Origin of the sequence: Acinetobacter sp. AR2-3 (genome assembly GCF_001878775.1) — a bacterium.
Classification (GTDB): domain Bacteria; phylum Pseudomonadota; class Gammaproteobacteria; order Pseudomonadales; family Moraxellaceae; genus Acinetobacter; species Acinetobacter lwoffii_D.
Genome location: NZ_MJIQ01000037.1, coordinates 143325 through 169839, shown reverse-complemented (window position 1 = coordinate 169839; position 26515 = coordinate 143325). Strand labels below are relative to the sequence as shown.

Annotated in this window: 26 protein-coding genes and 4 pseudogenes; 22 read left to right on the top strand and 8 right to left on the bottom strand. The window is 43.5% G+C overall.

What is annotated here, in order from left to right; genetic code table 11:
* The first annotated feature begins 1 nt into the window (after nucleotide 1).
* The 10 genes from nuoI (at nucleotide 2) to BFN00_RS06385 (ending at nucleotide 9005) form a co-directional block, all read left to right on the top strand.
* Nucleotides 2-544, top strand: a complete 543-nt coding sequence (gene nuoI, locus BFN00_RS06430) for an NADH-quinone oxidoreductase subunit NuoI (protein ID WP_004280771.1) — start codon at nucleotides 2-4, stop codon at nucleotides 542-544.
* Complete coding sequence (nuoJ, locus tag BFN00_RS06425; RefSeq protein ID WP_171054322.1) at nucleotides 544-1062, top strand: NADH-quinone oxidoreductase subunit J; 519 nt, start codon at nucleotides 544-546, stop codon at nucleotides 1060-1062. The genes nuoI and nuoJ overlap by 1 nt, the downstream gene beginning before the upstream one ends.
* Nucleotides 1062-1370: an NADH-quinone oxidoreductase subunit NuoK gene (gene nuoK / locus BFN00_RS06420; RefSeq protein ID WP_004280769.1), complete on the top strand. Its 309-nt coding sequence runs from the start codon at nucleotides 1062-1064 to the stop codon at nucleotides 1368-1370. The genes nuoJ and nuoK overlap by 1 nt, the downstream gene beginning before the upstream one ends.
* Complete coding sequence (gene nuoL / locus BFN00_RS06415) at nucleotides 1367-3262, top strand: NADH-quinone oxidoreductase subunit L (protein WP_071850795.1); 1896 nt, start codon at nucleotides 1367-1369, stop codon at nucleotides 3260-3262. Before nuoK ends, nuoL begins: the two co-directional genes overlap by 4 nt.
* 1 nt (nucleotide 3263) lies before the next feature.
* Nucleotides 3264-4877, top strand: coding sequence for an NADH-quinone oxidoreductase subunit M (nuoM, locus tag BFN00_RS06410; protein ID WP_071850794.1), 1614 nt, complete (start codon nucleotides 3264-3266; stop codon nucleotides 4875-4877).
* A 3-nt stretch (nucleotides 4878-4880) separates the two neighbouring features.
* Nucleotides 4881-6425 (top strand): NADH-quinone oxidoreductase subunit NuoN, encoded by a 1545-nt coding sequence (nuoN, locus tag BFN00_RS06405; RefSeq protein WP_004645875.1) that lies wholly within the window; start codon nucleotides 4881-4883, stop codon nucleotides 6423-6425.
* A 123-nt stretch (nucleotides 6426-6548) separates the two neighbouring features.
* Nucleotides 6549-7184 carry a uracil phosphoribosyltransferase gene (upp, locus tag BFN00_RS06400; protein ID WP_004280765.1) on the top strand — a complete coding sequence of 212 codons (636 nt, stop codon included), beginning with the start codon at nucleotides 6549-6551 and terminating at the stop codon, nucleotides 7182-7184.
* Nucleotides 7185-7268: 84 nt separating this feature from the next.
* Complete coding sequence (locus tag BFN00_RS06395) at nucleotides 7269-7562, top strand: cold shock domain-containing protein (RefSeq protein ID WP_004732065.1); 294 nt, start codon at nucleotides 7269-7271, stop codon at nucleotides 7560-7562.
* A 204-nt stretch (nucleotides 7563-7766) separates the two neighbouring features.
* Nucleotides 7767-8126 (top strand): hypothetical protein, encoded by a 360-nt coding sequence (locus tag BFN00_RS06390; protein ID WP_071850793.1) that lies wholly within the window; start codon nucleotides 7767-7769, stop codon nucleotides 8124-8126.
* 156 nt (nucleotides 8127-8282) lie between these two features.
* Nucleotides 8283-9005: a cold shock domain-containing protein gene (locus BFN00_RS06385; RefSeq protein ID WP_071850792.1), complete on the top strand. Its 723-nt coding sequence runs from the start codon at nucleotides 8283-8285 to the stop codon at nucleotides 9003-9005.
* Between the two features lie 38 nt (nucleotides 9006-9043).
* Here BFN00_RS06385 and gigC read toward each other — a convergent pair whose 3' ends face one another.
* Nucleotides 9044-9922: a LysR family transcriptional regulator GigC gene (gigC, locus tag BFN00_RS06380; protein WP_004280761.1), complete on the bottom strand. Its 879-nt coding sequence runs from the start codon at nucleotides 9920-9922 to the stop codon at nucleotides 9044-9046.
* 85 nt (nucleotides 9923-10007) lie between these two features.
* On the opposite strand from gigC, the gene BFN00_RS06375 reads away from it, so the two are divergent.
* Nucleotides 10008-10769, top strand: coding sequence for a ferredoxin--NADP reductase (locus BFN00_RS06375; RefSeq protein ID WP_071850791.1), 762 nt, complete (start codon nucleotides 10008-10010; stop codon nucleotides 10767-10769).
* Nucleotides 10770-10943: 174 nt separating this feature from the next.
* Here BFN00_RS06375 and BFN00_RS06370 read toward each other — a convergent pair.
* A pseudogene (locus BFN00_RS06370) lies at nucleotides 10944-11306 on the bottom strand (transposase domain-containing protein); the annotation flags it as partial.
* A gap of 109 nt (nucleotides 11307-11415) precedes the next feature.
* The gene (locus BFN00_RS06365; RefSeq protein WP_004280758.1) at nucleotides 11416-11838 is read right to left on the bottom strand and encodes a hypothetical protein; all 423 of its coding nucleotides are present in this window, start codon (nucleotides 11836-11838) and stop codon (nucleotides 11416-11418) included.
* Nucleotides 11839-11987: 149 nt separating this feature from the next.
* Between BFN00_RS06365 and eat the strand changes: the two are divergent.
* The 7 genes and pseudogenes from eat to BFN00_RS15940 all read left to right on the top strand — a co-directional run bounded on the left by eat (nucleotide 11988) and on the right by BFN00_RS15940 (nucleotide 18801).
* Nucleotides 11988-13430 (top strand): annotated as a pseudogene (gene eat / locus BFN00_RS06360) (ethanolamine permease).
* A 25-nt stretch (nucleotides 13431-13455) separates the two neighbouring features.
* Nucleotides 13456-14841 (top strand): annotated as a pseudogene (locus tag BFN00_RS06355) (ethanolamine ammonia-lyase subunit EutB).
* Nucleotides 14842-14850: 9 nt separating this feature from the next.
* Nucleotides 14851-15667: pseudogene (gene eutC, locus BFN00_RS06350) on the top strand (ethanolamine ammonia-lyase subunit EutC).
* 138 nt (nucleotides 15668-15805) lie between these two features.
* Entirely contained in the window at nucleotides 15806-16138 is a 333-nt protein-coding gene (locus tag BFN00_RS06345; RefSeq protein ID WP_005106219.1) for a hypothetical protein, read from the top strand.
* Nucleotides 16139-16339: 201 nt separating this feature from the next.
* Nucleotides 16340-18286: a mechanosensitive ion channel gene (locus tag BFN00_RS06340; RefSeq protein WP_004732045.1), complete on the top strand. Its 1947-nt coding sequence runs from the start codon at nucleotides 16340-16342 to the stop codon at nucleotides 18284-18286.
* A 68-nt stretch (nucleotides 18287-18354) separates the two neighbouring features.
* Nucleotides 18355-18522, top strand: a complete 168-nt coding sequence (locus tag BFN00_RS15945; RefSeq protein ID WP_171260769.1) for a hypothetical protein — start codon at nucleotides 18355-18357, stop codon at nucleotides 18520-18522.
* A gap of 129 nt (nucleotides 18523-18651) precedes the next feature.
* Complete coding sequence (locus tag BFN00_RS15940; RefSeq protein WP_171260768.1) at nucleotides 18652-18801, top strand: hypothetical protein; 150 nt, start codon at nucleotides 18652-18654, stop codon at nucleotides 18799-18801.
* A 29-nt stretch (nucleotides 18802-18830) separates the two neighbouring features.
* On the opposite strand, the gene BFN00_RS06335 is transcribed toward BFN00_RS15940, so the two are convergent.
* Nucleotides 18831-20030 (bottom strand): BaiN/RdsA family NAD(P)/FAD-dependent oxidoreductase, encoded by a 1200-nt coding sequence (locus tag BFN00_RS06335; RefSeq protein WP_071850790.1) that lies wholly within the window; start codon nucleotides 20028-20030, stop codon nucleotides 18831-18833.
* 187 nt (nucleotides 20031-20217) lie between these two features.
* On the opposite strand from BFN00_RS06335, the gene BFN00_RS06330 reads away from it, so the two are divergent.
* Complete coding sequence (locus BFN00_RS06330; RefSeq protein WP_005106226.1) at nucleotides 20218-20541, top strand: DUF4870 family protein; 324 nt, start codon at nucleotides 20218-20220, stop codon at nucleotides 20539-20541.
* Here BFN00_RS06330 and BFN00_RS06325 read toward each other — a convergent pair.
* Nucleotides 20538-21419 carry a 1-aminocyclopropane-1-carboxylate deaminase/D-cysteine desulfhydrase gene (locus BFN00_RS06325; protein WP_071850789.1) on the bottom strand — a complete coding sequence of 294 codons (882 nt, stop codon included), beginning with the start codon at nucleotides 21417-21419 and terminating at the stop codon, nucleotides 20538-20540. The genes BFN00_RS06330 and BFN00_RS06325 overlap by 4 nt on opposite strands.
* A gap of 180 nt (nucleotides 21420-21599) precedes the next feature.
* On the opposite strand from BFN00_RS06325, the gene BFN00_RS06320 reads away from it, so the two are divergent.
* Nucleotides 21600-21782, top strand: a complete 183-nt coding sequence (locus BFN00_RS06320; RefSeq protein WP_005104073.1) for an NF038215 family lipoprotein — start codon at nucleotides 21600-21602, stop codon at nucleotides 21780-21782.
* Between the two features lie 103 nt (nucleotides 21783-21885).
* Nucleotides 21886-22509, top strand: a complete 624-nt coding sequence (locus BFN00_RS06315; RefSeq protein WP_004280739.1) for a LysE family translocator — start codon at nucleotides 21886-21888, stop codon at nucleotides 22507-22509.
* Nucleotides 22510-22578: 69 nt separating this feature from the next.
* Here the strand turns inward: BFN00_RS06315 and BFN00_RS06310 are convergent, their stop codons facing one another.
* Together BFN00_RS06310 and BFN00_RS06305 are read right to left on the bottom strand one after the other, a co-directional pair.
* The gene (locus BFN00_RS06310) at nucleotides 22579-23766 is read right to left on the bottom strand and encodes an ammonium transporter (RefSeq protein ID WP_005247869.1); all 1188 of its coding nucleotides are present in this window, start codon (nucleotides 23764-23766) and stop codon (nucleotides 22579-22581) included.
* 448 nt (nucleotides 23767-24214) lie between these two features.
* Nucleotides 24215-25195: an MBL fold metallo-hydrolase gene (locus BFN00_RS06305; protein WP_071850788.1), complete on the bottom strand. Its 981-nt coding sequence runs from the start codon at nucleotides 25193-25195 to the stop codon at nucleotides 24215-24217.
* Nucleotides 25196-25463: 268 nt separating this feature from the next.
* On the opposite strand from BFN00_RS06305, the gene BFN00_RS15935 reads away from it, so the two are divergent.
* Nucleotides 25464-25580, top strand: coding sequence for a hypothetical protein (locus tag BFN00_RS15935; RefSeq protein WP_086044934.1), 117 nt, complete (start codon nucleotides 25464-25466; stop codon nucleotides 25578-25580).
* A 218-nt stretch (nucleotides 25581-25798) separates the two neighbouring features.
* Here BFN00_RS15935 and BFN00_RS06300 read toward each other — a convergent pair whose 3' ends face one another.
* On the bottom strand, nucleotides 25799-26440 hold the full coding sequence (locus BFN00_RS06300) for a putative phage abortive infection protein (protein ID WP_249449787.1): 642 nt from the start codon (nucleotides 26438-26440) through the stop codon (nucleotides 25799-25801).
* Between the last annotated feature and the right edge of the window lie 75 nt (nucleotides 26441-26515).

Sequence of the window (26515 nt, the reverse complement as noted above, 5' to 3'; positions counted from 1 at the left end):
AATGTTTAAATTTCTAGCTGGATTCGGGTCAATCGTTCGTTCGTTGTGGATGGTGTTCAGCCACGCAACACGTAAACGTGACACCATTTTATATCCGGAAGTGCCGGCCGAAGAAATCGTGCCACCACGCTTCCGTGGTCGTATCGTATTGACGCGCGACCCTGATGGCGAAGAACGCTGTGTGGCATGTAACCTGTGTGCGGTTGCCTGTCCGGTAGGCTGTATTTCACTACAAAAAGCAGAACGTGAAGATGGTCGCTGGTATCCGGAATTTTTCCGTATCAACTTCTCGCGTTGTATTTTCTGCGGTATGTGTGAAGAAGCGTGTCCAACCACTGCGATTCAGATGACCCCGGACTTCGAGCTTGGCGAATATGTTCGTCAGGACTTGGTCTATGAAAAAGAACACCTGCTGATTTCTGGTCCTGGTAAATATCCTGACTATAACTTCTACCGTGTAACCGGTATGGCAGTTGCAGGCAAGGACAAAGGTCAAGCACAGCGTGAAAGTGCACCTGTTGATGTACGGAGTCTATTACCATGATGTGGCCATTTTATTTAATGGCCCTCGTGGCCATTGTCTCTACGGTTCGCGTGGTGACTAACGCGAATCCGGTACATGCTTTATTAAGCCTGATCGTGTCATTGCTTGCAGTCGCAGGCATGTTCCTGATTGTCGGTGCACCATTCGCTGGTGCGCTGGAAGTGATCGTTTATGCGGGCGCGATCATGGTGTTGTTCGTGTTCGTGGTGATGATGCTGAACCTGGGTGAGCAGACCGTTGAACAAGAACGCAAATGGTTGACCTCATCGGCTTGGGCTTATCCGGCGTTGATGAGCTTCCTGATCGGTTTGGTACTGGTATGGGTATTAAACTCTGATTACACACAAGCTTCACTGGTAATGGGTACAGAAATGGTGGGCCCGAAAGCAGTGGGTCAAGCACTCTTTACGCAATACTTGTTGTTGGTTGAAGTTGCCGCGATGTTATTGCTTGCTGCCCTGGTAGCTGCATTCCATTTAGGTAAACGTGAACCAGATGCAGAAGAGGAAAAAGAATAATGGGCAACATCCCTTTAGAGCATGGTTTGATCGTTGCATCTATTCTCTTTGCACTGGGTTTTTACGGTGTAATGGTGCGACGCAACCTACTATTTATTTTAATGAGCCTTGAAATCATGATGAACGCTGCTGCTTTAGCGTTCGTCCTGGCGGGCAGTGCATGGGCACAGCCAGATGGTCAGATCATGTTTATCCTGATCCTGACGCTTGCTGCGGCAGAGGCTTGTATTGGTCTTGCGATCGTCCTTCAGTTCTATCATCGCTTCCATCACCTGGATGTGGATGCTGCTAGTGAGATGCGCGGATGAGTTATTTATATCTAACAATTTTATTTCCGCTCATTGGTTTTGTCCTGTTAGCGGCGGGGCGTAACAAGCTTCCGGAATCTGTTGCAGCAATGATTGGTGTCGGTGCAGTCGGTTTATCTGCACTGTTCGCACTGATTGCGGGTATGGACTTTGTGAATAATGGTTCAACTGCAGTTGTGCAACATCTCTGGACCTGGTTCAGTGTTGGCGGTTTTGCTCCGGGCATCAGCTTGCAGCTGGATGGCTTGTCTTTATTGATGCTGGGCATGGTGACAGGCGTGGGTTTCTTAATTCACATCTTTGCATCATGGTACATGCGCGGTGAAGAAGACTTCGCACGTTTCTTCTCTTACTTCAACCTGTTCGTTGCAAGCATGTTATTGCTGGTATTGGGTGACAACCTGGCGTTGTTATTCCTGGGTTGGGAAGGCGTAGGTCTGTGTTCATACCTGCTGATCGGTTATTACTACCAGAACCCTGCAAACGGTCTGGCGGCAATCAAGGCATTTACCGTGACCCGTATCGGTGACGTATTCTTGCTGATTGCCATGTTCCTGATCTTCCAGCAATTCGGTACCTTGAACATTCAGTACATCGTTGAAAATGCAGCGACTGTAATGATGCAAAGTTCATCTTTGACCATCTGGACAGCATTGCTCTTGTTCTTGGGTGCGGCGGGTAAATCTGCACAGATCCCGTTACAAACATGGTTAGCCGATGCGATGGCAGGTCCAACACCTGTTTCTGCATTGATCCATGCTGCAACGATGGTAACAGCGGGTGTTTACCTGTGCTGCCGTCTATTCGCAGTCTTTGAACTTGCACCAGAAGTGATGGTATTTATTTCGATCACAGGTGCGGTGACCTTGCTTGTGGCTGGTTTTGCTGCACTGGTTCAAACCGACATCAAACGTATTCTGGCATACTCAACCATGAGTCAGCTCGGTTATATGTTTATGGCGGTGGGTGCTGAAGCATACCAGGCAGGTCTGTTCCATATGCTGACTCACGCATTCTTCAAGGCATTATTGTTCTTGTCATCTGGTGCGGTGATTCTGGCTTACCATCACGAACAAAACATCTTCAAGATGGGCGGTCTGTTCTACAAGAACAAATTCCTGTTTGCATGTTTCGCGATTGGTGGCGGTGCATTGGCAGCGATTCCATTCCTGACGATTGGTTTCTTCTCCAAAGATGCGATTCTTGCTGCAGTCTGGACGCAAAGTCATATTGCTGGTTTACCAGTGTATAACACGCTGTACTGGGTCGGTGTTGCAGGTGCATTCTTAACGTCTATTTATACATTCCGTTTAATCTGGGTTGTATTCTTCGGCAAAGAAAACACGCCTTATCATGAAATCAAAGGTGCAACTTACTGGGCGCCACTGGCGATTCTTGCTGTACTTTCAACAGGTCTTGCGATCGTACTAAAAGCACCGGTAATGAGTATTCTAGATGCTGCACAAATTCCAGCCTTCATTATTCCTGAAGCGCTTGAAGCAGGTGCACATGGTGCTGAATACATCGCAATTGCTGTTGCTTTAACAGGTCTTGCAGTGGGTGTCGTGCTGTTCGCTTTTGCTTACAATGCAGTCAAACGTTTTGCAGCCACTTCTGTAGGTGCTGGCTTGGTCAATATCTGCCGTAATGCATTAGGTTTCGATACGCTGTATGACATCATTTTCGTGAAGCCATATTTAATGTTCGCGAAGATCTTTGGTCGTGATCCAATTGATGGCCTATGGCTGGTACTTCCTGCACTTGTTAAAGGTGGTCACAGCTTTACAAGTTCACGTCAAACCGGTTCACTGCGTGAATATGCATCTAGTATGGGGCTCGGTGTCGTTGTCCTACTGATGATCTTGATCGTGATTCAGGTCGTGGGGAAATAAAATGGAAGCTCCAAACAATATTATTTTGCCGGCTCTGATCCTCATTCCGTTCATTGCAGGTTTCATATGCTGGTTGGTCGATAAACTCGACCAACACTTGCCGCGTTATATCGCGCTGATCGGTATGCTGGTGACCTTGGTTTTGACCATCGTCCTTTGGCAGACTGGTACTTATAACTATGAATTAGGCGGTGCTGCACCTTCGTGGGCTGCCGAATTCAAATTGCCTTGGATTCAAACTCTGGGCATTAACATTCACTTGGCAGTGGATGGTTTATCACTTCTTATGGTTGGCTTGACTGCACTCCTGGGTGTGCTGGCAGTAGGCTGTTCATGGGGCGAGATTCAAAAGAACGTTGGTTTCTTCCACTTGAACCTTTTATGGTCGTTGGGTGGCGTCATCGGTGTCTTCCTTGCGATTGACCTGTTCCTGTTCTTCTTCTTCTGGGAGATGATGCTGGTACCTATCTACTTCCTGATTGCCCTTTGGGGTCATAAAGGGGCAGAAGGCAAGTCACGTGTTTATGCAGCTAACAAGTTCTTCATTTACACGCAGGTTGCCGGTTTGGTGATGCTGATTGGTATCCTGGGTCTGGTGACTGTAGGCTATACCATGACTGGCGAAATCCGTTTCGACTACAACTATTTATTAGGTGTGGCGAATACGCTTGATGCTCAGGCTCCAGCGGTGGCTTATGCATTCATGATCTGTTTATTCATCGGTTTTGCGGTAAAACTTCCAGTTTTCCCATTACACGGCTGGTTACCAGATGCGCATGCGCAAGCACCAACAGCGGGTTCTGTCGATCTTGCAGGTATCTTGATTAAGACTGCGGCGTACGGTTTATTACGTTTCGTGATTCCGTTCTTCCCGGCAGCATCTGCACAGTTTGCAGACTTCGCAATCATTCTTGGTTTAATCGGTATTTTCTACGGTGCTTGGTGTGCTTTCCGGCAAACCGACATGAAACGCCTGTTGGCTTATACCTCTATTTCACACATGGGCTTCGTTTTACTTGCGATCTACGCAGGTAACATCCTGACCTTCCAGGGTCTGATGATCATGATGTTGGCACATGGTATTTCATCTGCTGCACTGTTCATTATGTGTGGTCAGGTATATGAGCGTGTACATACGCGTGATATGCGTTTGATGGGTGGTATGCGTGGTCAATTCCCGTATCTTGCATTCTTCCTGATGTTCTTCGTTGCGGCGTTGGTGGGTATTCCAGGTCTAGGTAACTTCATTGGTGAGTTCCTGATCCTGATGGGTGCTTATGCGAAATTCCCGGCGTTTACCATTCTTGCGGCAATCAGCTTGGTATTTGCGGGTCTGTACGGTCTGATCCTGATTCACAAAGCCTTGTTTGGTGTACCAAATGAAGCGCAACAGCAGCATTATACAAATCCGTTAAAAGATCTAAATGCACGTGAAATCGCATTATTGTTGATCTGTGCGTTTGGTCTACTTTGGCTTGGTCTATATCCACAAAGCTTCCTTGACGTTTCTAACTCAAGCATGGCGTGGTTAGCGAATAGCTACATTCCAGTTCAAGAAGTGGTTGAAGTTGCTGATCAAGTAACGACTCAACTTGAAAATGTGGAGATCCAATAAGCCATGAACTTCACAATGTCTTTTTCTGAGCTTATGCCTCTAGCACCTGTGATGATCGTGTCGTTAACTGCGATCGTCGTGATGTTGCTGACCGCAATCAAGCGTAACCATAACTTGGTGGCTACCACCACGGTGATTGGTTTAAACCTTGCTGCGTTCTATATCATTTTCGTTTTGTTGGCAGGCGTGTTTGCACCTGCCAACGTGATGAATCTGTTCATCGTAGATCCATTTACGATGCTGTACCAGTTTGTGATCCTGATTGCTGCACTTGCATGTGCAACGCTATCTCACGCGTATATCGAAACCTATAAAGATAACCGTGAAGAGTTATATATCCTGATGCTGACATCCGTTGCGGGTGCCATGCTAATGGTGGCTAGCTCACACTATGCATCATTCTTTATCAGCCTTGAGTTGATGTCGATTCCTGTATATGGCTTGTTGGCATATACACATCAACGTTCTCAATCGCTTGAAGCGGGTGTGAAATATCTAGTGCTTTCAGCAACTGCGTCTGCAATGCTGTTAATGGGTATGGCATATATTTATGCATATACAGGTACTTTAAGTTTCGTTGCTGAACCAGGCAAACTGTTTACTGTATTCAGTCAACCGGCTGTCGTGATTGGTCTGGCATTAATTGTATTTGCAGTCGCATTTAAATTATCGCTGGCACCATTCCACAAATGGACACCAGACGTATACGCTGGTGCACCAGCGCCAATCGCGACTTTCCTTGCGACTGTTGCGAAAGTGGCGATGATTGGTCTGTTTGTTCGTTATGCATTGTCTTCAGGTTTAATCCTAGCAGACAGCTTTGTAACAATTATTTCGATTATTGCGGTTCTGTCTATCCTTGCTGGTAACTTGCTGGCGGTTCGCCAAGTGAACTTGAAACGTATCCTGGCATACTCTTCAATTGCACACTTTGGTTATTTGCTGGTTGCCATCGTCAGTTCACGTAATACGGATTTCTTACAAGTTCAAGGTTTCGCGACTTTTGAAAGTGTAAACGTCTACGTGATTACTTATGTATTAACCACGATCGGTGCGTTCGGTGTTGTTACGCTAATGTCTAGTCCGTATAACAATACGGATGAAGCGGGTAGTCTGGCTGAATACCGTGGTCTGTTCTGGCGCCGTCCAGTATTGACTGCTGTATTGACAGTGATGATGCTGTCTCTTGCAGGTATTCCTTTAACTGCCGGCTTTATCGGTAAGTTCCTGGTGATTAAAACTGCAGTTGCAGGCGAAGCCTGGTTCCTGACTGCCATGGTCATCCTGGGTTCTGGTATCGGTCTGTACTACTACCTACGTGTGATGGTTGTGCTTTACATGACACCACCTGAAACACCACGTCTAGATGCGGTGAATCATTGGGGTCAAAAAGTCGGTGGTATCATGGTACTTCTTGCTGCGCTTGCGGTACTTGTGATCGGTGTCTACCCAGATCCGGTGATTGCAGTGTCTAAATATGCATTCTTTGCCATGTCACCTGAATTGCAACAGTTCATTTTCACTTTGGTTCAAAGTGGTTTTAACTAATATCTGCAAAGATTGACGTTATTACAAAAAAGCCTCCATGATTGGGGGCTTTTTTATTTATACAAATCAATAAAAGCCTTTATAATAGCGGAAATTTATCTTTAACCTTTTAGGTGTTCTCCCGTGGCAATCCATGAAATCCGTCATCCACTCATTCGACATAAGCTTGGTTTACTCCGTCGTGCAGATATCAGTACCAAGAATTTCCGTGAGTTAGCTCAAGAAGTGACCATGCTTCTGACTTATGAAGCAACTAAAGACCTGCCAATGGTTGAACATGACATTGATGGTTGGAATGGCGCTGTTACAGTTGACCGTATCGCGGGTAAAAAAATCACCGTTGTGCCAATTCTACGTGCCGGTATTGGCATGCTCGACGGTTTCCTGAACCTGATTCCAAGTGCAAAAGTATCGGTACTTGGTTTAGAGCGTGATGAAGAAACTCTGGAAGCACGTACCTATTATAAAAAACTGGTTCCAGATGTACAAAACCGTATCGCGATGATCATTGATCCAATGTTGGCGACAGGTTCTTCTTTAGTGGCTGCAATTGATGTACTGAAAGCCAGCGGCTGTAAAGACATTCGTGTGATGGTTCTGGTTGCTGCACCAGAAGGCATTAAGCGCGTAGAAGCTACGCATCCGGATGTCGTGATTTTTACTGCTTCTATCGATAATGGCTTAAATGAAAATGGTTATATCGTTCCAGGTCTTGGCGATGCTGGCGATAAAATCTTTGGTTCAGTTCAAAAAGACTAATTTTTGAATATGATGAAAAAAGGGGCTACTACAGCCTCTTTTTTATATAATGTAGACAGGGCATTTTCAGGATAGGACAATAGCATGAAAGATGAATTGTATCAGGGCAAAATCAAACAGTATGACCCTGCCAAAGGTTTCGGTTTTATTGGCTGCGCTGAGGGAGATGTATTCTTCCATATTTCAGACTTCCCTGCGGCAGAAGGCGAGCCAAAACGCAATGAACGCGTAAAATTTAATGTTGTTGAAAATGGCGATAAGTACAAAGCGATTAAAATTGAACGTGTCGAAGACAACTCAAAGAAAGCTAAAAAAACCAAAGTGGCAACACACAATAAATCAATTACATCGGCATTGTTAAACAACTTCCGCGGTTAATGGATAATCTTCATACTTAAATCGTGTTTAGTCACATTTAAAAAGAGGCTTTCGAGCCTCTTTTTTATAATGCCACCGCTTACATATTCAAAGAGACAAACAACACATAAAAAATCCACCAAACAGCAACAATGCTGAACATTTCCTTTGGCTTAGAATACAAATTAAATGAATTCTATAATGAATTCTATAGAGATAAATGTCATGTTTACGGATGGAAAAATTAAAACTTACGATTCCGAACGTGGTATGGGTACTTTGGAGTTGATAGGGGAAGCTCAAGAGTTAAGTTTCAAGTTGCAGGATTTACCTTCGCCTGAAATTGAGCCACAAATTGGAGAGCGGCTTAAATTTAGAATCATTCCCCAACAAGGCAGCATGACATTAGCCAACATGGTACGTCTGGATATTCAAGTGAAGGATGAATTTGTGCCAGAAGTCGTCGCCTTGCAATCTTTGGCACCCACAGTTCCTGTTCCGGTACGTAATTCACTTTTCTTTAGTCCGACCCTATGGCTGGCATTGGCATCAGCTGTTGGCTTTATGATTTTTGGCGAAGTATAAATAAAAAAGATTTTTTATTACTTTTAACTAGGGATCTATTCTTCCGCCATAAGATGCACTTCTAGTTTTTGTGTTTCTGCTTTAGAGAATTTTACAAAAGCTTTTCAGTCTCTTTTTGATTACAATCATAAAAAATATTAGAGATAAGAGCGAATTATGTTTCAAGAGGGGAAAATCAAAACCTATAACGAAGATCGTGGTTTTGGTTTTATTCAGATCGAGGGGCAATCTAAAGATTTATTTTTTCACGTCAAAGACTTTCCCAATAAAAATATTCCGCCAAGAATTGGGGAAAAATTAAAGTTTTTAATGGTGGAAGATAATGGAAAGTTTAAGGCAAACCATATTGTTCGCTTGGATATTAAGCAAGAAGTGCCTGTTACGCAAAACAATGATCTACATAGAGATATTGAAACCAGAGCTTCTCCACGTTATGAAAGGAAAAAATCATCAACTACATCAAAAATAATCACAATATCAGGACTGGTGATTATTGTGATTCTTGCTGGTCTTGTTTATAACAAATATCAAAGCTACCAAATTCAAAAACAGCAAAAGCTGGAAAGACTGATGGTAGAGCAGCAACGAATTGTCGCTGAGCAGCGAGCAGCGCAAGGTGATCTAGCTATGCAAGGATTATCTGAGCAGGGCAGGAAGAACCTGGAAAATCGCGGCACTGAGTTAAGAAGCCAAAGTAACCCCGTTAATCCGAAAACTTCAGAAACGGCTTCGCCATCTGTATCTCAATTTAAATGCGATGGTCGAGAACACTGTGGTCAGATGGGTTCTTATGAGGAAGCATTATTTTTTATTCGTAACTGTCCGAATACTAAAATGGATGGTGACGGCGATGGGATACCATGTGAAAGTCAGTTTTGATGAATCATAAAAAAGCACCTTAAGGTGCTTTTAATATTTTAGCTTTCACAAAAATTCATAAAGGCTCTTAGACCTGGACCCTGATATTTCTGGCGATGTACCAGCATAAACAGAGGACGAGTCAGTGACCAGAATGGTGTATCTAGAATCACCAGTTGACCTTTTTCACGTAAAGGCTCAATTGCAAGTTTGGAAATACAGGACATGCCAATTCCGCCCGCTACAATTTTTAAAATCGCTTCATTATGACCGAGTGTCAGACGGATATTGGCATCTGGCACATCTTTCAAGATGGCATTGTCAAACACCTCACGGGTACCTGAACCTTCTTCACGCAAAATCCATTCAACAGATTTGAAATCTTCAGCGGTTAGTTCACGGTTCAATTGCGCAAGAGGATGGTCTGGCGCACAGCACACGGCCAGCTCATCATCACGCCAATGGATACATTGTAGCTGTGGTAGATGACAGGAACCTTCAATTAAGGCAAGATCCAGCTGGAACTGATTCACCGCTTCAATCATTTGACGGGTATTACCGACTTGAAGCTGTAAATGTGCTTGCGGCTTGATTTTCAGGAAATCGGCCATCAGGTCAGGAATCAGGTAATCTGAAATCGTCAGGGTTGCACCTAAACGTAAATCGATACTTTGAAGCTCACCTTTAGCGACTTGTTCAAAAGATTCACAGCGGCCTAAAATTTCCAGGGCTTGAGGGAGAAGAAAGCGCCCTAGGTCATTTAGCTGTAAACGTTTGCCTAGACGGTCAAATAGTGGAGCACCCAGACCATCTTCCAGATCTGCTAAAGCCATACTAGCCGCACTTTGTGTAAGCTTGACGGCATCGCTAGCCTTCGTTACGGTACCCTCTTGTGCCACTGCTACAAAAACAGCCAATTGGCGTAAAGTCATGCGCATGAGTAGAGCCTTAACATTTAAAAAATATTAATAAATTATGTTGCCATGCTACCATGAGCATAGTCTTTCATGCCACGTTGAAATCATGTCAATTGAAAAATTTACCCGAGAAAAAGTTTTATCTGTACACCGTTGGACCAATACATTATTTAGTTTTACGATGACACGCCCAGCACATTTCAAATTCACGGCAGGGCAGTTTGCGCGTATTGGTTTACAAGTGGGGGATGAACTGGTGGTTCGTGCCTATTCGGTAGTGTCATCTCCTTTTGATGAAACTCTGGAGTTTTTCTCGATTGTCGTTCCAGAAGGTAAATTTACTTCCAATTTACAGCACCTCAAAGTCGGGGATGTGCTGCATCTGGAAAAAAATCCTTATGGTTATCTGACTCTGGCACGTTATCAATTGCCTTTGCCTAAAGACTTGTGGTTACTGGGTACCGGCACAGGGCTGGCACCGTTTATTTGTATGTTGCAAGACTTTGAAACCTGGAGCAAATACGAAAAAATCAATCTGGTTTATAGTGTGCGCACCCGGGCAGAACTCGCTTATGTAGATCGGATTCAGGAAATCGCCGAGACCTTTGGTGAAGGACATACCGGTTTTAAGTTTATCCCGATTATTACCCGTGAGCCTGATGCACCTTTGCACGACCGTTTACCGATTTTGATTGCCAATGGTGAGCTGGAAAAGGCAGCAGGTATCGCGTTTAATCCGGAAACGACGCATGTCATGCTTTGTGGTAACCCGGATATGGTCGATGATACCAAAGAAGCCTTAAAAGCTCGTGGCCTGACCATGAACCGTCGTGGTGAAGGAAATATTGCGGTCGAGAATTACTGGTAAGGTTGAAGGATTTATGAGCAAAACCCCCTGCTTGAAGGCAATGCGGTTCCTTTAACAGGAGCGGCATTGTGATCTAAGGGATAACGGTTTTTTAACATTTTGACTCTCCGAAGCCTTGTAGGCCTCTCTAAAACAAACTACCTATCCCTGTCTAAGTTCCGACAGCCCAGCCGGATAATGCTCTTGTCCCCAGTGCTGATCGGTCTGGTGAAATAGCCACTCCACAGAATCTGCACCAAGATGTTTACGTGTATTGGTTAGACTAATGCGCGTCAGCAAGTCATAAGAGGCTAACCACTGAGTGCAAATATTGAGTCTTCTTGCTGCTTCATGGATGAGGACATCACGGAAAATCGCCATTCCAAGAACCAGCCAAAGTACCTGATCCGCAGGCAAGCACCGCCTGCGAATAGTCGCGGGACTGCTCAACCTGAGTGTGGACTTGACCCACTCAACGGGGATATTGTGAATAAAAGTACTCAGATTCGAGAGCTTAAACAGATTGTTAAGATCTAAAATATCCTGCTGAAATACCATAAAAAAATCCGATGCCAAACCTGACATCGGATTCTCTAATGAATTCCAAAATGATTCAAATGCTTAAGTAAACAGCATTGCCCATTGCGGAGGTTTTTTCGATTCAAGCTTAATGCACAAACATATCCATTGATTCACGGATTTCCTGAATGGCGGTTTCGACATCGGGACTGAGCCAGGTCGGTTCAAAAAATCCGGCATAGTGCTCAATACGGTCTGCAGGCACCACCAGGCGCACTGGACAGTCTTCTTCCAGTAAACGCCATGGAATAATCGGCACTTCATTATCCAGCCATGCTGTCACATCTCGAATATCGATAATCATCGCATTGACACAGTCCGGAAAAGGCATCACGGAAAATTCTTCGGTACGACGACGGAAATATTCCAGATCCTGCCAGCGAAGCAGGAAGCTTGGCTTGCTAAATTCAATAATTCCAATCAGATGCTGATCACGGCTGTAGTGCAGCGTACATTGATGTGTGACGTCAGTATCAAGATCAAGCGATACACTTTGTTGACGATACGCCATATAACTCGGGTGTATAAATGAGAAGGTGGATAATTATAACGCATTTCATCGCTGAAAGGCAGCGTCTCAACTGTCTTCACTAAAGCCTGCGGAACCGGTATGGCTTATGCATATCTTCAGGGAACAACGATAAAAACAACGAGGTTGCTATGTCAGAGTCAAAAAGTGTGATTGATACCAGTGTGACTGAAACAGCAGTACAAGAAGATTATTTTGCCTTGCGCCAGCTCAAGAAAGGCGCCGTAGGTTGGCTGCTTCTCGTCGGTCTGGGGGTCGCGTATGTGATTTCCGGTGACTTCGCTGGCTGGAATTTTGGTTTGGCACAGGGGGGGTGGGGAGGCATGTTTATTGCGACCATTGTGGTGGCATTCATGTATCTGTGTATGTGTCTGGCCATGTCCGAAATGTCGACCATGCTGCCGACTGCAGGTGGGGGTTACAGTTTTGCTCGTACTGCTTTTGGTCCCTTTGGCGGCTATCTGACCGGGAGTGCCATCCTGATTGAATATGCCATTGCTCCGGCAGCAATTGCCTGTTTCATTGGTGCCTATTGCGAAGCCTTGTTTGGTATTGGCGGCTGGATCATTTATCTGGTGAGCTATCTGGTTTTTATGGGCTTGCATCTGAAAGGTGCAGGTGAAGCACTCAAGATCATGTTTGTGATTACCGCAATTGCTGCGGTTGCCTTGATGGTGTTTATCTTTGGCATGTTGCCTCATTTTAATAGTGCAAACCTGTTTGATATTGCGGTCAGTACGGAAGCGGCGGGTGCAAGCAGTTTCCTGCCATTGGGCTATCTGGGCATCTAGGCAGCAGTGCCTTATGCGATCTGGTTTTTTCTGGCAGTTGAAGGGGTGCCGCTGGCAGCAGAGGAGGCCAAAGAACCAGCCAAATCCTTGCCACGTGGCCTGATTGGTTCCATGCTGATTCTGGCATTCTTTGCGCTAAGTATCTTGTTACTCGGTCCTGGCGCAGCAGGTGCAGATACGCTGAAAGATTCCGGTGCGCCACTGGTTGATGCTTTAGTAGCGGTTTATGGGGCCAATACTTGGATGGCAAGTTTCGTGAATTTTGTCGGGCTGGCGGGTCTGATTGCCAGTTTCTTCTCGATTATCTATGCCTATTCCCGTCAAATTTTTGCGCTCTCACGTGCCGGTTATTTACCGAAAAAATTGTCCTTAACCAACAGCAATCATGCACCTTATTTGGCCATTATTATTCCGGGCATTATCGGATTCCTGCTATCCCTTTCAGGTGAAGGTGATTTGCTGATTCTGATGGCGGTCTTTGGTGCCACCATTTCCTATGTGCTGATGATGATGTCGTACATCAAGCTTAAGTTATCCAGATCAAATCTGGCGCGTCCGTATAAAGCACCTGGTGGTATTGTGACTGCATCAATTGCGCTGGTACTTGCGGCGATTGCCGTAGTGGCTGGCTTTCTGGTCGATCCTAAAGTCTGGTTAATGGCAGCTGCGATTTATGTCGTACTGATTCTCTATTTCCTATTGTATAGCCGTCATCATCTGGTGGCCGGGACACCGGAAGAAGAATTTGCCCGTATCGAGGCAGCAGAAAAGGAATTGAAATAAATTATCTAGCAGGGAGAACACGCTTATGCTGTATCAGATCAATGTGGCCAGTCAGCATTATGTCTTTGAGGATTTAAAAACCTTATTGGCCAAGGCCACCCCTGAACGTTCTGGTGATCAGCTGGCAGGGATTGCGGCCACTGATGCAACCGAGCGTGTTGCTGCACAAATGTGTCTGGCAGAAGTACCATTACAGCAGTTTTTGAAAGAAGCAGTGGTTCCTTATGAAGAGGATGAAATCACCCGCCTGATCATGGATGAACATGATGCTGATGCCTTTTATCCAATCTCGCATTTTACTGTCGGAGATTTTCGTAACTGGCTGCTGAGTGCAGATGCCACCACAGAAAAACTTGCTGCTTTAAAAATGGGCCTGATTCCGGAAATGGTCGCAGCGGTTAGTAAAATCATGCGCAATCAGGATCTGATTCTGGTGGCAAAAAAATGCCGAGTAGTGACTCGGTTCAGAAATACCATCGGGCTGGCAGGGCATCTTTCTACCCGCTTGCAGCCGAACCACCCGACTGATGATCTGATGGGCATTTCAGCTTCGATTCTGGATGGACTAATGTGTGGCAATGGTGATGCCGTGATCGGGATTAATCCGGCCACAGATAATCTGCAGAATTTGACTGAGCTGCTCAAACTGCTCGATCATGTCATTCAGGAATATGAGATTCCGACTCAATCTTGTGTTTTGACCCATATTACTTCTGGCATTCAGCTGGCAAATAAAAATGTTCCGATTGATCTGATGTTCCAGTCCATTGCGGGAACCTAAACAGCCAATACTGGTTTCGGTATCAATCTGGCGCTGCTGCAGGAAGGCTATGAAGCTGCCTTAAGCCTGCAACGCGGCACAGTGGGCCAAAATGTCATGTATTTTGAAACCGGACAGGGCAGTGCCTTATCCAGCAATGGCCATCATGGCGTGGATCAACAGACCCTGGAAGCGCGTGCCTACGCCGTGGCGCGTAAGTTTAATCCCTTGCTGGTCAATACTGTAGTCGGCTTTATCGGGCCAGAATATCTGTATAACGGCAAGCAGATTATCCGGGCCGGGCTGGAAGATCATTTCTGTGGCAAGCTGCTCGGTGTGCCAATGGGCTGTGATATTTGCTACACCAATCATGCCGATGCCGATCAGGATGATATGGATATACTGCTGACCTTGCTTGCCAATGCCGGATTGAATTTTATCATGGGTATTCCCGGTTCAGATGATGTGATGCTGAACTATCAGACGACATCCTTTCATGATGCTCTTTATATTCGACAGTTATTAGGACTGAAACCAGCTCCTGAATTTGACCACTGGCTGGAGCAGCAGGGAATTTTGGCGCAACAGTTTAATCAGTTGCACTGGCCGACCGAATTGCCGAAGCAATTTTCACGTCTGATCTTGTCTTGAAGAAGTGCTATGAAACTAATTGCTGATGTGAAATTTGAGTCTCAATTGCAGGATAATCCCTGGCAGAAGTTAAAAGCCTTTACTGATGCACGGATTGCCTTAGGTCGAACTGGGGGCAGCTTGCCGACTCGACCAAGTCTGGAATTTCAACTGGCGCATGCCCAGGCCAAAGATGCGGTACTGAAGCCACTTGATATCAAAGCCTTAAAATCAGATTTGAGTAAAACCGGACTGCCCATTCTGGAAATTGAAAGCCAAGCTGTGGAAAAGGATCTTTATCTGAAGCGTCCTGATCTGGGGCGTGTTCTTTCAGAGCAGTCCAAAACCAGGTTGCAGCAATACCGAGCCGAACATCAGCAACATTGGGATGTGGTCATTATTTTAGGAGATGGGCTCTCGGCACGTGCCATTGAGGAAAATACGCCACATTTTATTCCAGCGTTGCTAGAGGCATGCAAAGAACAAGGCTGGCAGATTGCCCCCCTTAGTGATTGCCTGTGGCAGTCGTGTGGCACTGGGAGATGAAGTGGCAGAAATTCTACAGGCTAAAATGCTGGTCATGCTGATTGGCGAACGGCCGGGTTTGAGCTCACCGGACAGTATGGGAATTTACTACACTTATAATACTTTTAAAGGCTGTCATGATGCCTTGCGCAACTGTATTTCCAATGTGCGACCTGCGGGCTTGGCTTATCCACTTGCTATCCAGCGACTGGTGGCATTGATGCGTAAATCCTGTGAGTTACAGCTTTCAGGGGTACAGTTGAAAGATGAACACGAAACCCCAGTCGATATGCAACATAGCCCAGCCAAACGGCTATTTTAAAGTAGCATCTAGCAGAGAATTCTGATGGATTAGTGACTTACATCCCGTCACCATCTCACCATGTTTTGTCACAGAAGCCCTATTCACAGCTTGTTATTCTAAAAATCTACTTATGAATAACAAAGAGTGAGGATGGTTATGGTCGATGATTTCAATAAAAAACCACCTTTAAATCATCAGGCAGACGTGACGCAGAAAAAGCGTATCCCTGTTTATATCTTGATTTTGGTCGGTATTTTTTTACTCGCACTACTGTTCTATATGTTTGCTGACATGAATCCAGATGCGAATGATGCTCCTGCAGGACATCCAAATCCGAATGTACAGCCTGCTACCCCAAATAATTCAACTCCAGTCGGTGAGCCTACACAAGGCACCGCCACCATGAATGATGGAACGGAAGCTACAGCAACCGTGGGTGATGGCACAGAAGCAACAGCAACTGCGACTGATGGACAGGCGACTCAATAACTGAAAATACCTGAAAAGCTCTAGTGAACCACTGGGGCTTTTTTGCAATGGATGGTGATGTTTTAAGGTAGTGCCATCTACCTGGCTTGAGTCTGAAAACATCAAATCTAATATGAATCCGGAAGAAGAAGGGGCTGATTGTTTCAGGGAGATGCCCCCGATTTCAGATAAATAGCTTAATAACAAAGAGGGTAGAACAACATGAATGATTATATGAGAAGCCCGCGTGGTGGCTTCGATGCCATGTACTACTGGGATCAGTTCCATCCCATTCTTAGTGCAATTGCCATATTAGTAATTGGCTGGATCATTGCGTTACTGGTCTCGGCAGGCGTTAAAAAGCTCTTGCAGAAACTGGGTACCAATACACATTTAAATACGGCGACAGGTCATCACTCCAATGTGGAGAGCATTATCGCCCGCGTCGTGTTCTGGATTATTCTGATTATTGCCGTGATTGGTGCGCTGAATGTACTTAATCTTACCAGTGTCAGCGGTCCATTCAGTAATATGATCCAGCAATTCCTGTTATTTATCCCGCAGTTACTAGGTGCAATTGCAGTCGGATTCATAGGTTGGATTGTGGCCAATCTGGTCAAGATAGGGTTACAAAAGCTACTGGACCGAACGCAACTCGATGAAAAACTCAGTGCTGAAGTCGGTGTCAGTCCGATTAGTAAAAACATCAGTGAAATTGCTTACTGGTTAATTTTATTGCTGTTCTTGCCAATCGTACTGTCTATTTTGGGTCTCAACGGTCTGTTGTTACCAGTTCAAAATATGCTGACCGATGTCGTAAGCTACTTACCAAACATCTTCATTGCTGCAGTCATCATTTTTGTTGGTTATATCCTGGCGAAAATTGTGCGCGGTATTGTTGAAGGGCTATTAAACAGTCTGAACGTACAACAACATGCTGAAAAAGTAGGCATCTTTAAAAACTCGAATGTTTCCCAGGTGATTGGGTCATTTATCTTCGCCGTGGTGATCATTACCGCACTGATCATTGCATTTGAAGCATTGGGTATCGAGGCCATTTCTCAGCCTGCTACAGCCATGCTGTATGAAATCATGAATGCCATTCCGAATATCATCGCTGCTGCGTTGATTCTGATTCTGGCGTATGTGGTGTCTAAACTGGTAGCACGTCTGGTGGTTGAAGTAGTTGCCGGTACAGGTGTTGATGAAATTCCTGCCAAACTGGATATCCAGCGCTTTTTAGGCACGACTAAACTTTCCAGTGTAGTTGGTTTCCTGATCGTTTTATTCACCATGCTATTTGCGGTGTCTGAAGCAGCGAACCGTCTGGGCTTTGAACAGATCAGTGGTCTGATTGCAATGTTCATCTACTTCGGTGCCAATATCCTGCTCGGTGCGGTGATTCTGGTAATCGGTTTCTGGCTGGCGAATATTGTTGCGAATATCGTACAACGTGGTGAATATAACAGCTCACGCTGGTTAGCCAATCTGGTTCGTGTCCTGATCATGGGACTGGTTGTGGCAATGGGTCTGCGTGCTATGGGTATTGCCGATTCGATTGTTAACTTGGCATTTGGTCTAACTTTGGGTGCTGTAGCAGTGGCATTCGCCTTGGCATTTGGTCTGGGTGGTCGTCAACCTGCAGAGCGTGTACTCACAGATTTGATTGATAAAGCCAAACGAGAAGCCAAAGACCCTAACCCTGTCAAAGAAAAAGCTGAGAACAGCATATTTTCTGGATTAGGTGGCAAGACCACAGGTACAAGTGCAACCGACATGTCAGGTACTACAGGTGCGGCGATGGGTATGAGTTCTACAGATAGCTCAATGAGCCAGTCCTCTGGTGGTTCGCAAACTGCTACAGGCACTAGCGATTCTTCAATCACAACTCCAGGAGCAGGCATCATGCCAAATCAGGATTCAGACAAGAATATGCCTATGGGTACGGATTTATCTCATACTACCCCGGCAATCCTTACCACTGCACCGCAGGATGATGAATCATTGGGTATTGATCCGGTCAATCCGGATGCGGATCAAGCCGTACCAGATTCACTAAAAGTCGATCCGACTCATCCGCCAGTCAATAATCCATTTGGTTCAACTGGAGAAAAAGAGCCGAATGTCGATATTGATCGTTCTATTCAGAAAAAAGATGACCTGAAATAACCTGTTATCTTTAAGCAAAATCGACCACGCTCATGTGGTCGATTTTGTTCAGTCATAAGGAAAAATGAATGAATACCAAAAAACCTAACAAAGTTCTGGCTCCTTTAGTCATTGCAGGAATTACGCTTGGCTTTTTTACCGCTGCCTATCGATTTGTTTTTGTGAAGAGCAGACAGGACGAGCAGTCTGAGCGAGAGCTGGATAAGAAAATACCAGAGACAGACGAATTTAACTGAGGAGTCAATCCTGCTCAGTCACCAGGAATAGAATTTATTTTTTAAAAAGTATAGAATATTCAAGTGAATACTAAAATGATTTTGGTATTTTTCTTGCATTAGAAATATAAAGAAAAGGAGATCAACAATATGTGGAAAGCACTACAACATAAATTCATGGCATCTTCAGCAGATGACGTACCGCTATGTCTGCGAGAAGCTCAAAAAATGCAGCTGACGATTGACCGTTTAAAAAATACGGCCAATCTCAACCTGTTTAAAACAGACTATCTGGAATGAGTTAAGTAGCAAACCAGATTATCTATTGATTAAATATATTCCGATGCGGCATGTGCCGATGACCATGCCCATTGGAAATTATAGCCGCCCAAATGTCCGGTTACATCCAGCACTTCACCAATAAAATACAAACCTTTCTGCTTTTTACTTTCCATGGTTTTTGAGGATACTTCCGTGGTGTCTACACCACCCAAAGTCACTTCCGCTGTACGGTAGCCTTCTGTTCCTGAAGGTTTCACTTCAAAGCCATGCAGACGTGCCGCAATCTGTTCCAGCTTGTCATCACTGATATTGCCAATGGCAGTTTCAGCGCTTTCAGTCCAGATGAGACTTTGTAATTCAGCCACCACACTTTTCGGTAAATATTCATTCAGTAATGTACGCAGCAAGACTTTGGGCTGACTTCGTTTTTTCGTTTTAAAGAAATCCAGTAAATCTACACTCGGTAAGAAATCTACCTTAAAGCTCTGCCCGACATTCCAGTAGTTGGAAAGTTGCAGGGAACTTGGCCCACTTAAACCGCGATGGGTAAATAGTAGCGCTTCGGTAAAGCTATTAAGCTCATTCGAGAGTGTTGCTTCTACGGCATTGCCGCTTAAGCGCGTGGTGACTTCTTTAAATCCGTCAGAGAAGGTAAATGGAACCAGTCCGGCACGGGTTGGATAGACGTGATGTCCAAACTGTTTTGCAATCTCATAGCCAATGCCTGAACCGCCAAGCGTAGGAATCGATAAACCACCGGATGCCACGACGACAGATTCAACTTCAAAGTATCCCAGTGAGGTTGCCACCTGAAAACCTTGATCATCGACTGGATTGACTGCTTTCACTTCGCAGCTGGTTTTGATATCGACCAGACCGGTTTTGTCACATTCCGCCAGCAGCATCGACAAGATATCTTTTGCACCATTTAAGGTAAACAGCTGTCCATGTTTGCGCTCTTCATAGGCAATACCGTATTCACATACCAAGCCGATAAAGTCCCAGTTGGTATAACGCGTTAAAGCCGAAATCACAAAATGTAGATTGTGTGAAATATAATTGCTCGGTTCGACTTCCAGATTGGTGAAATTACATTTACCACCGCCCGACATCAGGATTTTTTTGCCAACCTTGTTGGCTTTTTCTACTACCACGACTTTGCGCCCACGTTGCGCAGCCATATACGCCGTCATTAAACCTGAGGCACCGGCACCTATGACTAGAACATCGTATTGCTTGGAAGACATCACACACTCAAGGGAGAAGAAAAGGGAAGCATTATAGACAATTTTATTTCAGCTTTCTCTATTCCAGAAAAATCAGTTCCGTGATTGCAGATTTGCAGCGCATTTTAAACATAAAATATTTGAAAGCTGCTTAAAACTCATGCATAGTTTTTGTACAAACTAAAAACATAATAACAAGGAAAAGCGAATGGCAAGTGCGGAAGATTTAAAACAATATAATCTGATTACATATATTCTTTATATTTTAGGATTTTTTCTTGGTCTTACCCCATTTATTGCGATTGTGATGAATTATATCAAGCGTGATGAAATGCGCGGTACCTGGCTGGAAAGTCATGTCGATTGGCAAATTAAAACCTTCTGGATCAGTTTGCTGGGTTATATCGTCGGTGGCTTATTGACTGTGATCTTGATTGGCTTCCTGATCGTGTTTCTGGTCTTTATCTGGCATATCTACCGCTTGGTCAAAGGGTTAATTGCCTTAAATAACAATCAACCAATTCAAGCTTAGGTTGCTGTAAAACCAAAGGGAATATTACGACCTTGCAGACCACCACTATGAATGACCAGCAGTTTTGATCCAGCCGGAAAATAATTTTTCTCGATCAAATCAAAAATTCCCATCAGCATTTTAGCCGTGTAGATCTGCTCCAGTGGAATTGAAAATTCGGCCTCAAAATCCCGGATAAACTGTACCAAGGCTGCACTAGTTTTGGCATAGCCACCACAGCAATAATCATCGAGAATGTTCCAGTTGGTTTTATTCATTAGTTGGGCGACTTCATCTTTTAAAAATGAACCTTTCAGTGCGGAAAATCCTAAGATCTGTTGATGCGCGTGACTGGCTTCGATCAATCCGCTGATGGTGCCACCGGTGCCTACTGCACAACAAATCACATCAAATTGCGCATCGCTATCTTTTAATATTTCCTGACACCCTTGAATCGCCAAAGCATTGGTTCCACCTTCAGGAATCACATAATGTTCAGGAAATTGTCGAGCGAGTTCGGCCAAATACTCAGGCTGTTGCTTGCGCCGATATTCATCACGACTGACGAAATGCAACTGCATCCCGAATTCTTGGGCGGTGGCTAATGTTGGATTCAATGGTCGATCAGCCAGTTCTTCACCCCGAATCACTCCAACACTCTGAAAACTAAACTGCTGTGCGGCAAATGCAGTAGCAGCAATATGATTGGAATAAGCACCTCCAAAACTCAGAATATGCTGATAACCCTGTCTTTTGGCTTCAAGAAAATTATATTTCAGTTTAAAAAACTTGTTGCCCGAGATTTGTGGATGCACCAGATCCAGACGACGTATTATTAAAGTAATATCGTGAAAATTAATCTGTTGATCTGGAATATTTTGGGCAATGGTTTCAAACATAAAAGTTCGCAAAGTTCATGATAGAGGCATTATAGCGGAAGTGCTAAAAATCAAAGTTTTTCAATAAGCCATTATTCGCTGAAAGCTATAGAATTGGTTGTAGATTGTCACAAATATTCCGCTGATTATTTAAACAACAATGCTAATCTAAACAGAGGAAACCCTGAGGAGGGTAGAATAATGAAAATATTATCCTGTGCTGTGTGGGTCGGCATGCTGCTCAGTCTGTCGGGCTGTGATGATGCGTTGAATAAACCTAAAACAGAAACCCGTACCATGATTATTGGTGGCGTACCTGTATATGAGCAGGATTATCAACTGCTAGACAAGCATTTGAGTGCTCAGGATCAGTTGAAACCTTAAGTAATTGCTATAGTTGAAATTCATGACAAATCCAGAAATTTTTACAGCAAATTGTCAGGTTTTTGCTTAAAATAGCCCTTCAATTTTTAAGTCAGGTTATCTCGTGGAATCATTCTGGATTTTAGGTTCGATTGCTTTTGCCCTGATGTTAGGCGCAATGAGTCCCGGGCCAACTTCTATTTATGTGGCAAAAAATTCAATTGCCATTTCACGTAAACATGGTTTATTTACTGCATTGGGTACTGGTCTCGGTGCAGCGATTTTTGGTCTGCTGGCGGTTCTCGGTTTGCAGGCATTTTTACTGGCTGTACCCTCAGCGTACCTGGCCTTAAAAATTTGTGGTGGTTTATATTTACTTTGGTTGGCGTTTAAAATCATTAAACATGCCAAAGATCCGATCGAAGCGGATACAACCATTAGCAAACAGATGTCTTTACGCCGTGCTTTTACCACTGGTTTAATCACACAGTTGTCCAATCCCAAAATTGCGATTGTGCTGGCCAGTATTTTTACCGCGTTATTGCCCAAAGAAATTCCAACGTATTTTTATTTTGTTTTGCCTGTCTTATGTTTCTTTATTGATGCAGGCTGGTGTTCACTAGTCGCAGTTGCATTATCTGCGGAAAAGCCACGTCGTGTTTATTTGAAGTTTAAGGCTTTGTTTGACCGCGCAGCAGGCGCAGTTATGACGGTACTTGGCTTAAAATTAATTTTTGGTATGAAGTAATTACTTCATCTAGATGCTCTGCTTATAAATAAAAAAAGCCCCTAGTCGTAGAGGCTTTTTTTATGTCTATTAAAAAGTATTTTCTTCCGAATTAGCAGAAATACGATGAATCGACAAGTCTGCACCATTGAACTCTTCTTCCTCAGTCAGGCGAATACCCATCAAAACCTTAAGCAGGCCATACACCAAAAAACCACCCGCCAAAGCAATGACAATCGCCAGCACTGTACCTATGAGTTGTGAAATTAAAGACACTCCTCCCATTCCTCCAAGCCATTGCTGACCGAAGATACCCACAGCTAATCCGCCAAAAGCACCACAAACGCCATGCAAAGGCCAAACCCCCAATACATCATCCACTTTGAGTTTATTTTGGGTATAGGTAAAGAGTTTCACAAAAATAATGCCGGCGCTGATCCCGATAAAAAAAGCACCTAACGGATGAACGACGTCTGATCCTGCACAAATCGCCACCAGACCTGCTAAGGGACCATTATGCAGGAAGCCCGGGTCATCTTTCCCCGCAACTTTGGCTGCTATTGTTCCACCGACCATGGCCATCAAAGAGTTAATAGCGACCAGTCCAGAAATGGCATCCAGCCGCTGCGCGCTCATGACATTGAAGCCGAACCATCCCACAATCAGAATCCATGAACCCAAAGCCAAAAAAGGAATTGATGAAGGAGGATGCGCGGTGATCCGGCCATCATTTTTGTAACGGCCATGACGCGCACCAAGTAGGATTATTGCGGCGAGTGCCATCCAGCCGCCCATTGCATGAACGACAACTGAGCCGGCAAAATCATGAAAACTTGCACCAAATGCATGGGTCAGCCAATCCTGAAAACCAAGGTTGCCATTCCAGATCATACCCTCAAAAAACGGATAGATCAGCGCAACCAGAAATAATGTCGCTAAAGCCTGTGAACGCATTTTGGCACGCTCTGCAATCCCTCCAGAGATAATCGCTGGAATTGCTGCAGCAAAAGTCAACAGGAAAAAACAGCGCATCAGATTGTAGCCATGATCGGCAGACAAGGTTGCAGCATCATGGAAAAAGTGCTGACCGTAGGCAATATAGTAGCCCACTAAAAAATAGGCGATGGCGGAGATGGCAAAGTCGGTTAGAATTTTACTTAGGGCATTGACCTGGTTTTTATGTCGAACTGTTCCAAGCTCTAAAAAAGCAAATCCAGCATGCATGGCAAGCACTAGAACTGCACCGAGAAGAAGAAATAATAAGTCTATATTTTGCATGGTGCGTTCCAATTTAGTGCGCGGGATCACAAAAGAAAATCAGTATATAGAGGCAAATTGATTGTAGAAGAGGGCTAAGCAAGGGAAATTTTGATGAAGAATTTCTTGAAATTGATAAGACTCGATATAAAGCACGTTACTATTTTTTTGCACCAAACTAAGACATGGCGAGAGTTCATAAAATTCAGATTTATATTATATTTTTAGGTGTTTATATTTATCGTAAGAAAAACGGTGCTAAAAAAGCATGCTAAAGGTGCACGTAAAAAGTAAAAGATTTTTAAGAAAAAATTTAAAAATAAACGAAACTATTGCTTTTAAATTTCAAAGCGTCATTCAAGTTTTAAATTTACCAAGTCATAGGGAATCTGGCTGAAGGATATTTAAAATAAATGAAACCCTAAAAAATTAGGGTTTCATGCCTAGATAAAATTATTGAAGTATTCAATTAATCTTTAAAATGTACCGGAATCCATTGATAGCTTTTATTGTCTTTAGAATAAATATGTCCAATCCCCGGAAATGGCAAATGTGGTGCTGCTACCGTCTGACCATTTTTCGCATATTCAGCAAAATATTTTAAGCGGGTTTCGATCGCCTTTTTCGGATCGACATCAAAGTCAACGCCGGTCTGTGGGCGATCAAACTGCAGCGTATGTGAGTGCACAATATCTCCAATAAACACCATCTGCTGACCTTTAGATTTTAAGCTAAAACCAAAATGCCCCGGTGTATGTCCAGCCGAACTGATAACATCGAAAGCATGGATTTTATCGCCAGTTTTAAAGGTTTTAAGCTGATTCTTGGCCTGATAGGGTGCAATGGCTTTCTTGATTTTATTGACTGTGCCCAAAAAACCTGCCTGCTTGGCTTTTGGTAATTTGTCTGCTGTTTTAGGATTCATCCAGAAATCCAGTTCAGTTTGAGACACATAAATATTGGCATTGGGAAAATTGGCCACGCCATTATTGCTGATGCCGCATACATGGTCAGGATGCAAATGCGTGAGCAGGATGGCATTGACCTGTTCAGGTTTATGCCCTGAAGCCTGTAAATTGGAATACACTGAACCTAGGTGTGGACCATTACAGCTTGAAGTTCCGCTATCGACCAGAACCAGTTCTTTGGCTGTATTGACCAGAAAGGCATTCACGGATGTCTGGATGCCTTTGGCCTGATCGACGTAGTATTTTTTCAAGATCTGATCGGCTTGGGCTGCTGGAATATCTTTAAATAAGGCTTTGGACAGATAATTGCTACCATCCAGCAGGGCAGTAATCTGGTAATCTCCGAAGTTATGCTGATAATACCCCGGAACCTGTTTTTGTTGTTGGGTGCTAGAAACGGTTTGTGCATGTGTTTGAGAGATACCCGTCATTGAACCTAAAGCAAGCAGTGACATGACGAGAGAAGAGGTGAAGTATTTCATGGCTATTCTTATGTAATTAAAGTCAATTCTATGTATTAGCACGGATGCCAGCAAAAAAGAATATGAATATATTTACCATTTTTTTAAATAGCAATGCCGATTTGGCATCTGTACTAAAAATTAAGTCTGAATCTGTATATTGATTTTTTGAAAGTAAAGAATTTATTTTTGATGAAAATATTATTATAAATAAAATGCTTAGATACATTTCACTTTTTATGAAAAGCTCGTTAACATGGGGTATTACGAACAAGCTTTGGGTGTCGCGATGAGTTTTTGGAAAAGAAAAAACAATGCCAGCTTTGTATTTTTCATTATTACCTTATATTCACTACTGGGCTTTGGACTGGGCTATGTGATTTGGGAATTTGTGTTGCAAGGCTAAGTGACCCAGCAATAAAAAAGCCTCTAGAGATAGAGGCTTTTTTATGATCGTATGAAGGTTTTATTATGAGATTTTCTAGAAAAAACATTAATAACCATCAAAGTATATTTCCTATTTACTTTTGTCAGGGCAAAAGTAACAAAATCCTTCTTTTCGTTAGAGGCCACGCCCATTTACCCCTAACAAACGGGCGACATTCATGTCGCAGAGCAATTGAATCAATATTCATCTTCTTCAAACTCGATCGATGAAAAATATATTTTAGGGTCGTATCCTTCACAGTAATCATATGGAATATTTTTAATTAGTTCATATTTTTCAATGAAGTTGTTCTCAATCCATTTTTTACCAAATCTTGAGATAATATTAAAAAAGAGAATATATAATTCAGGGTTAGAAAGCTGAGCGCGTAGTATTTTTATTAAATTTTTCTTTTCTTCTAGAGTTAAAATATCGCTTTCATCGATCATTTTTATTGCATTATACATATTTCTAAAATAAGAGCTTAGGTATGTTTGATTTGCTCTCACTAGTTTTTTATCAATTTTCTGATTAAGTTTTTGTTGGATTTCCTTAAGTGTAACTGAATTAATAAAATGATACTTTTTGCATTTATTAAGAATGAATGTAGTCCACGAGCCCTCTAAGCCGTAATAAAAAATAATATAACTGATGTCAACTAAGTCATCTTGTGTATAGTTAATATTTCTATGATCTAATGTAGCCTGGGTAATTTCCAATATATTTTTAAACTGAATTTTAAATTGTATAAAAGCCCTTTTTCCCTCAACCATTCCTTTTTCAGCATTTAGATGAGGAATGCATATGTAATTCAAATGTTGATTGTGATAATCAAGCATTTAAAAAAAATTATTCTCTAAATTATTTTTTTGCGTTTCAATTTTTTGGTGGAATATTGTGTAAATTAAAAGAAA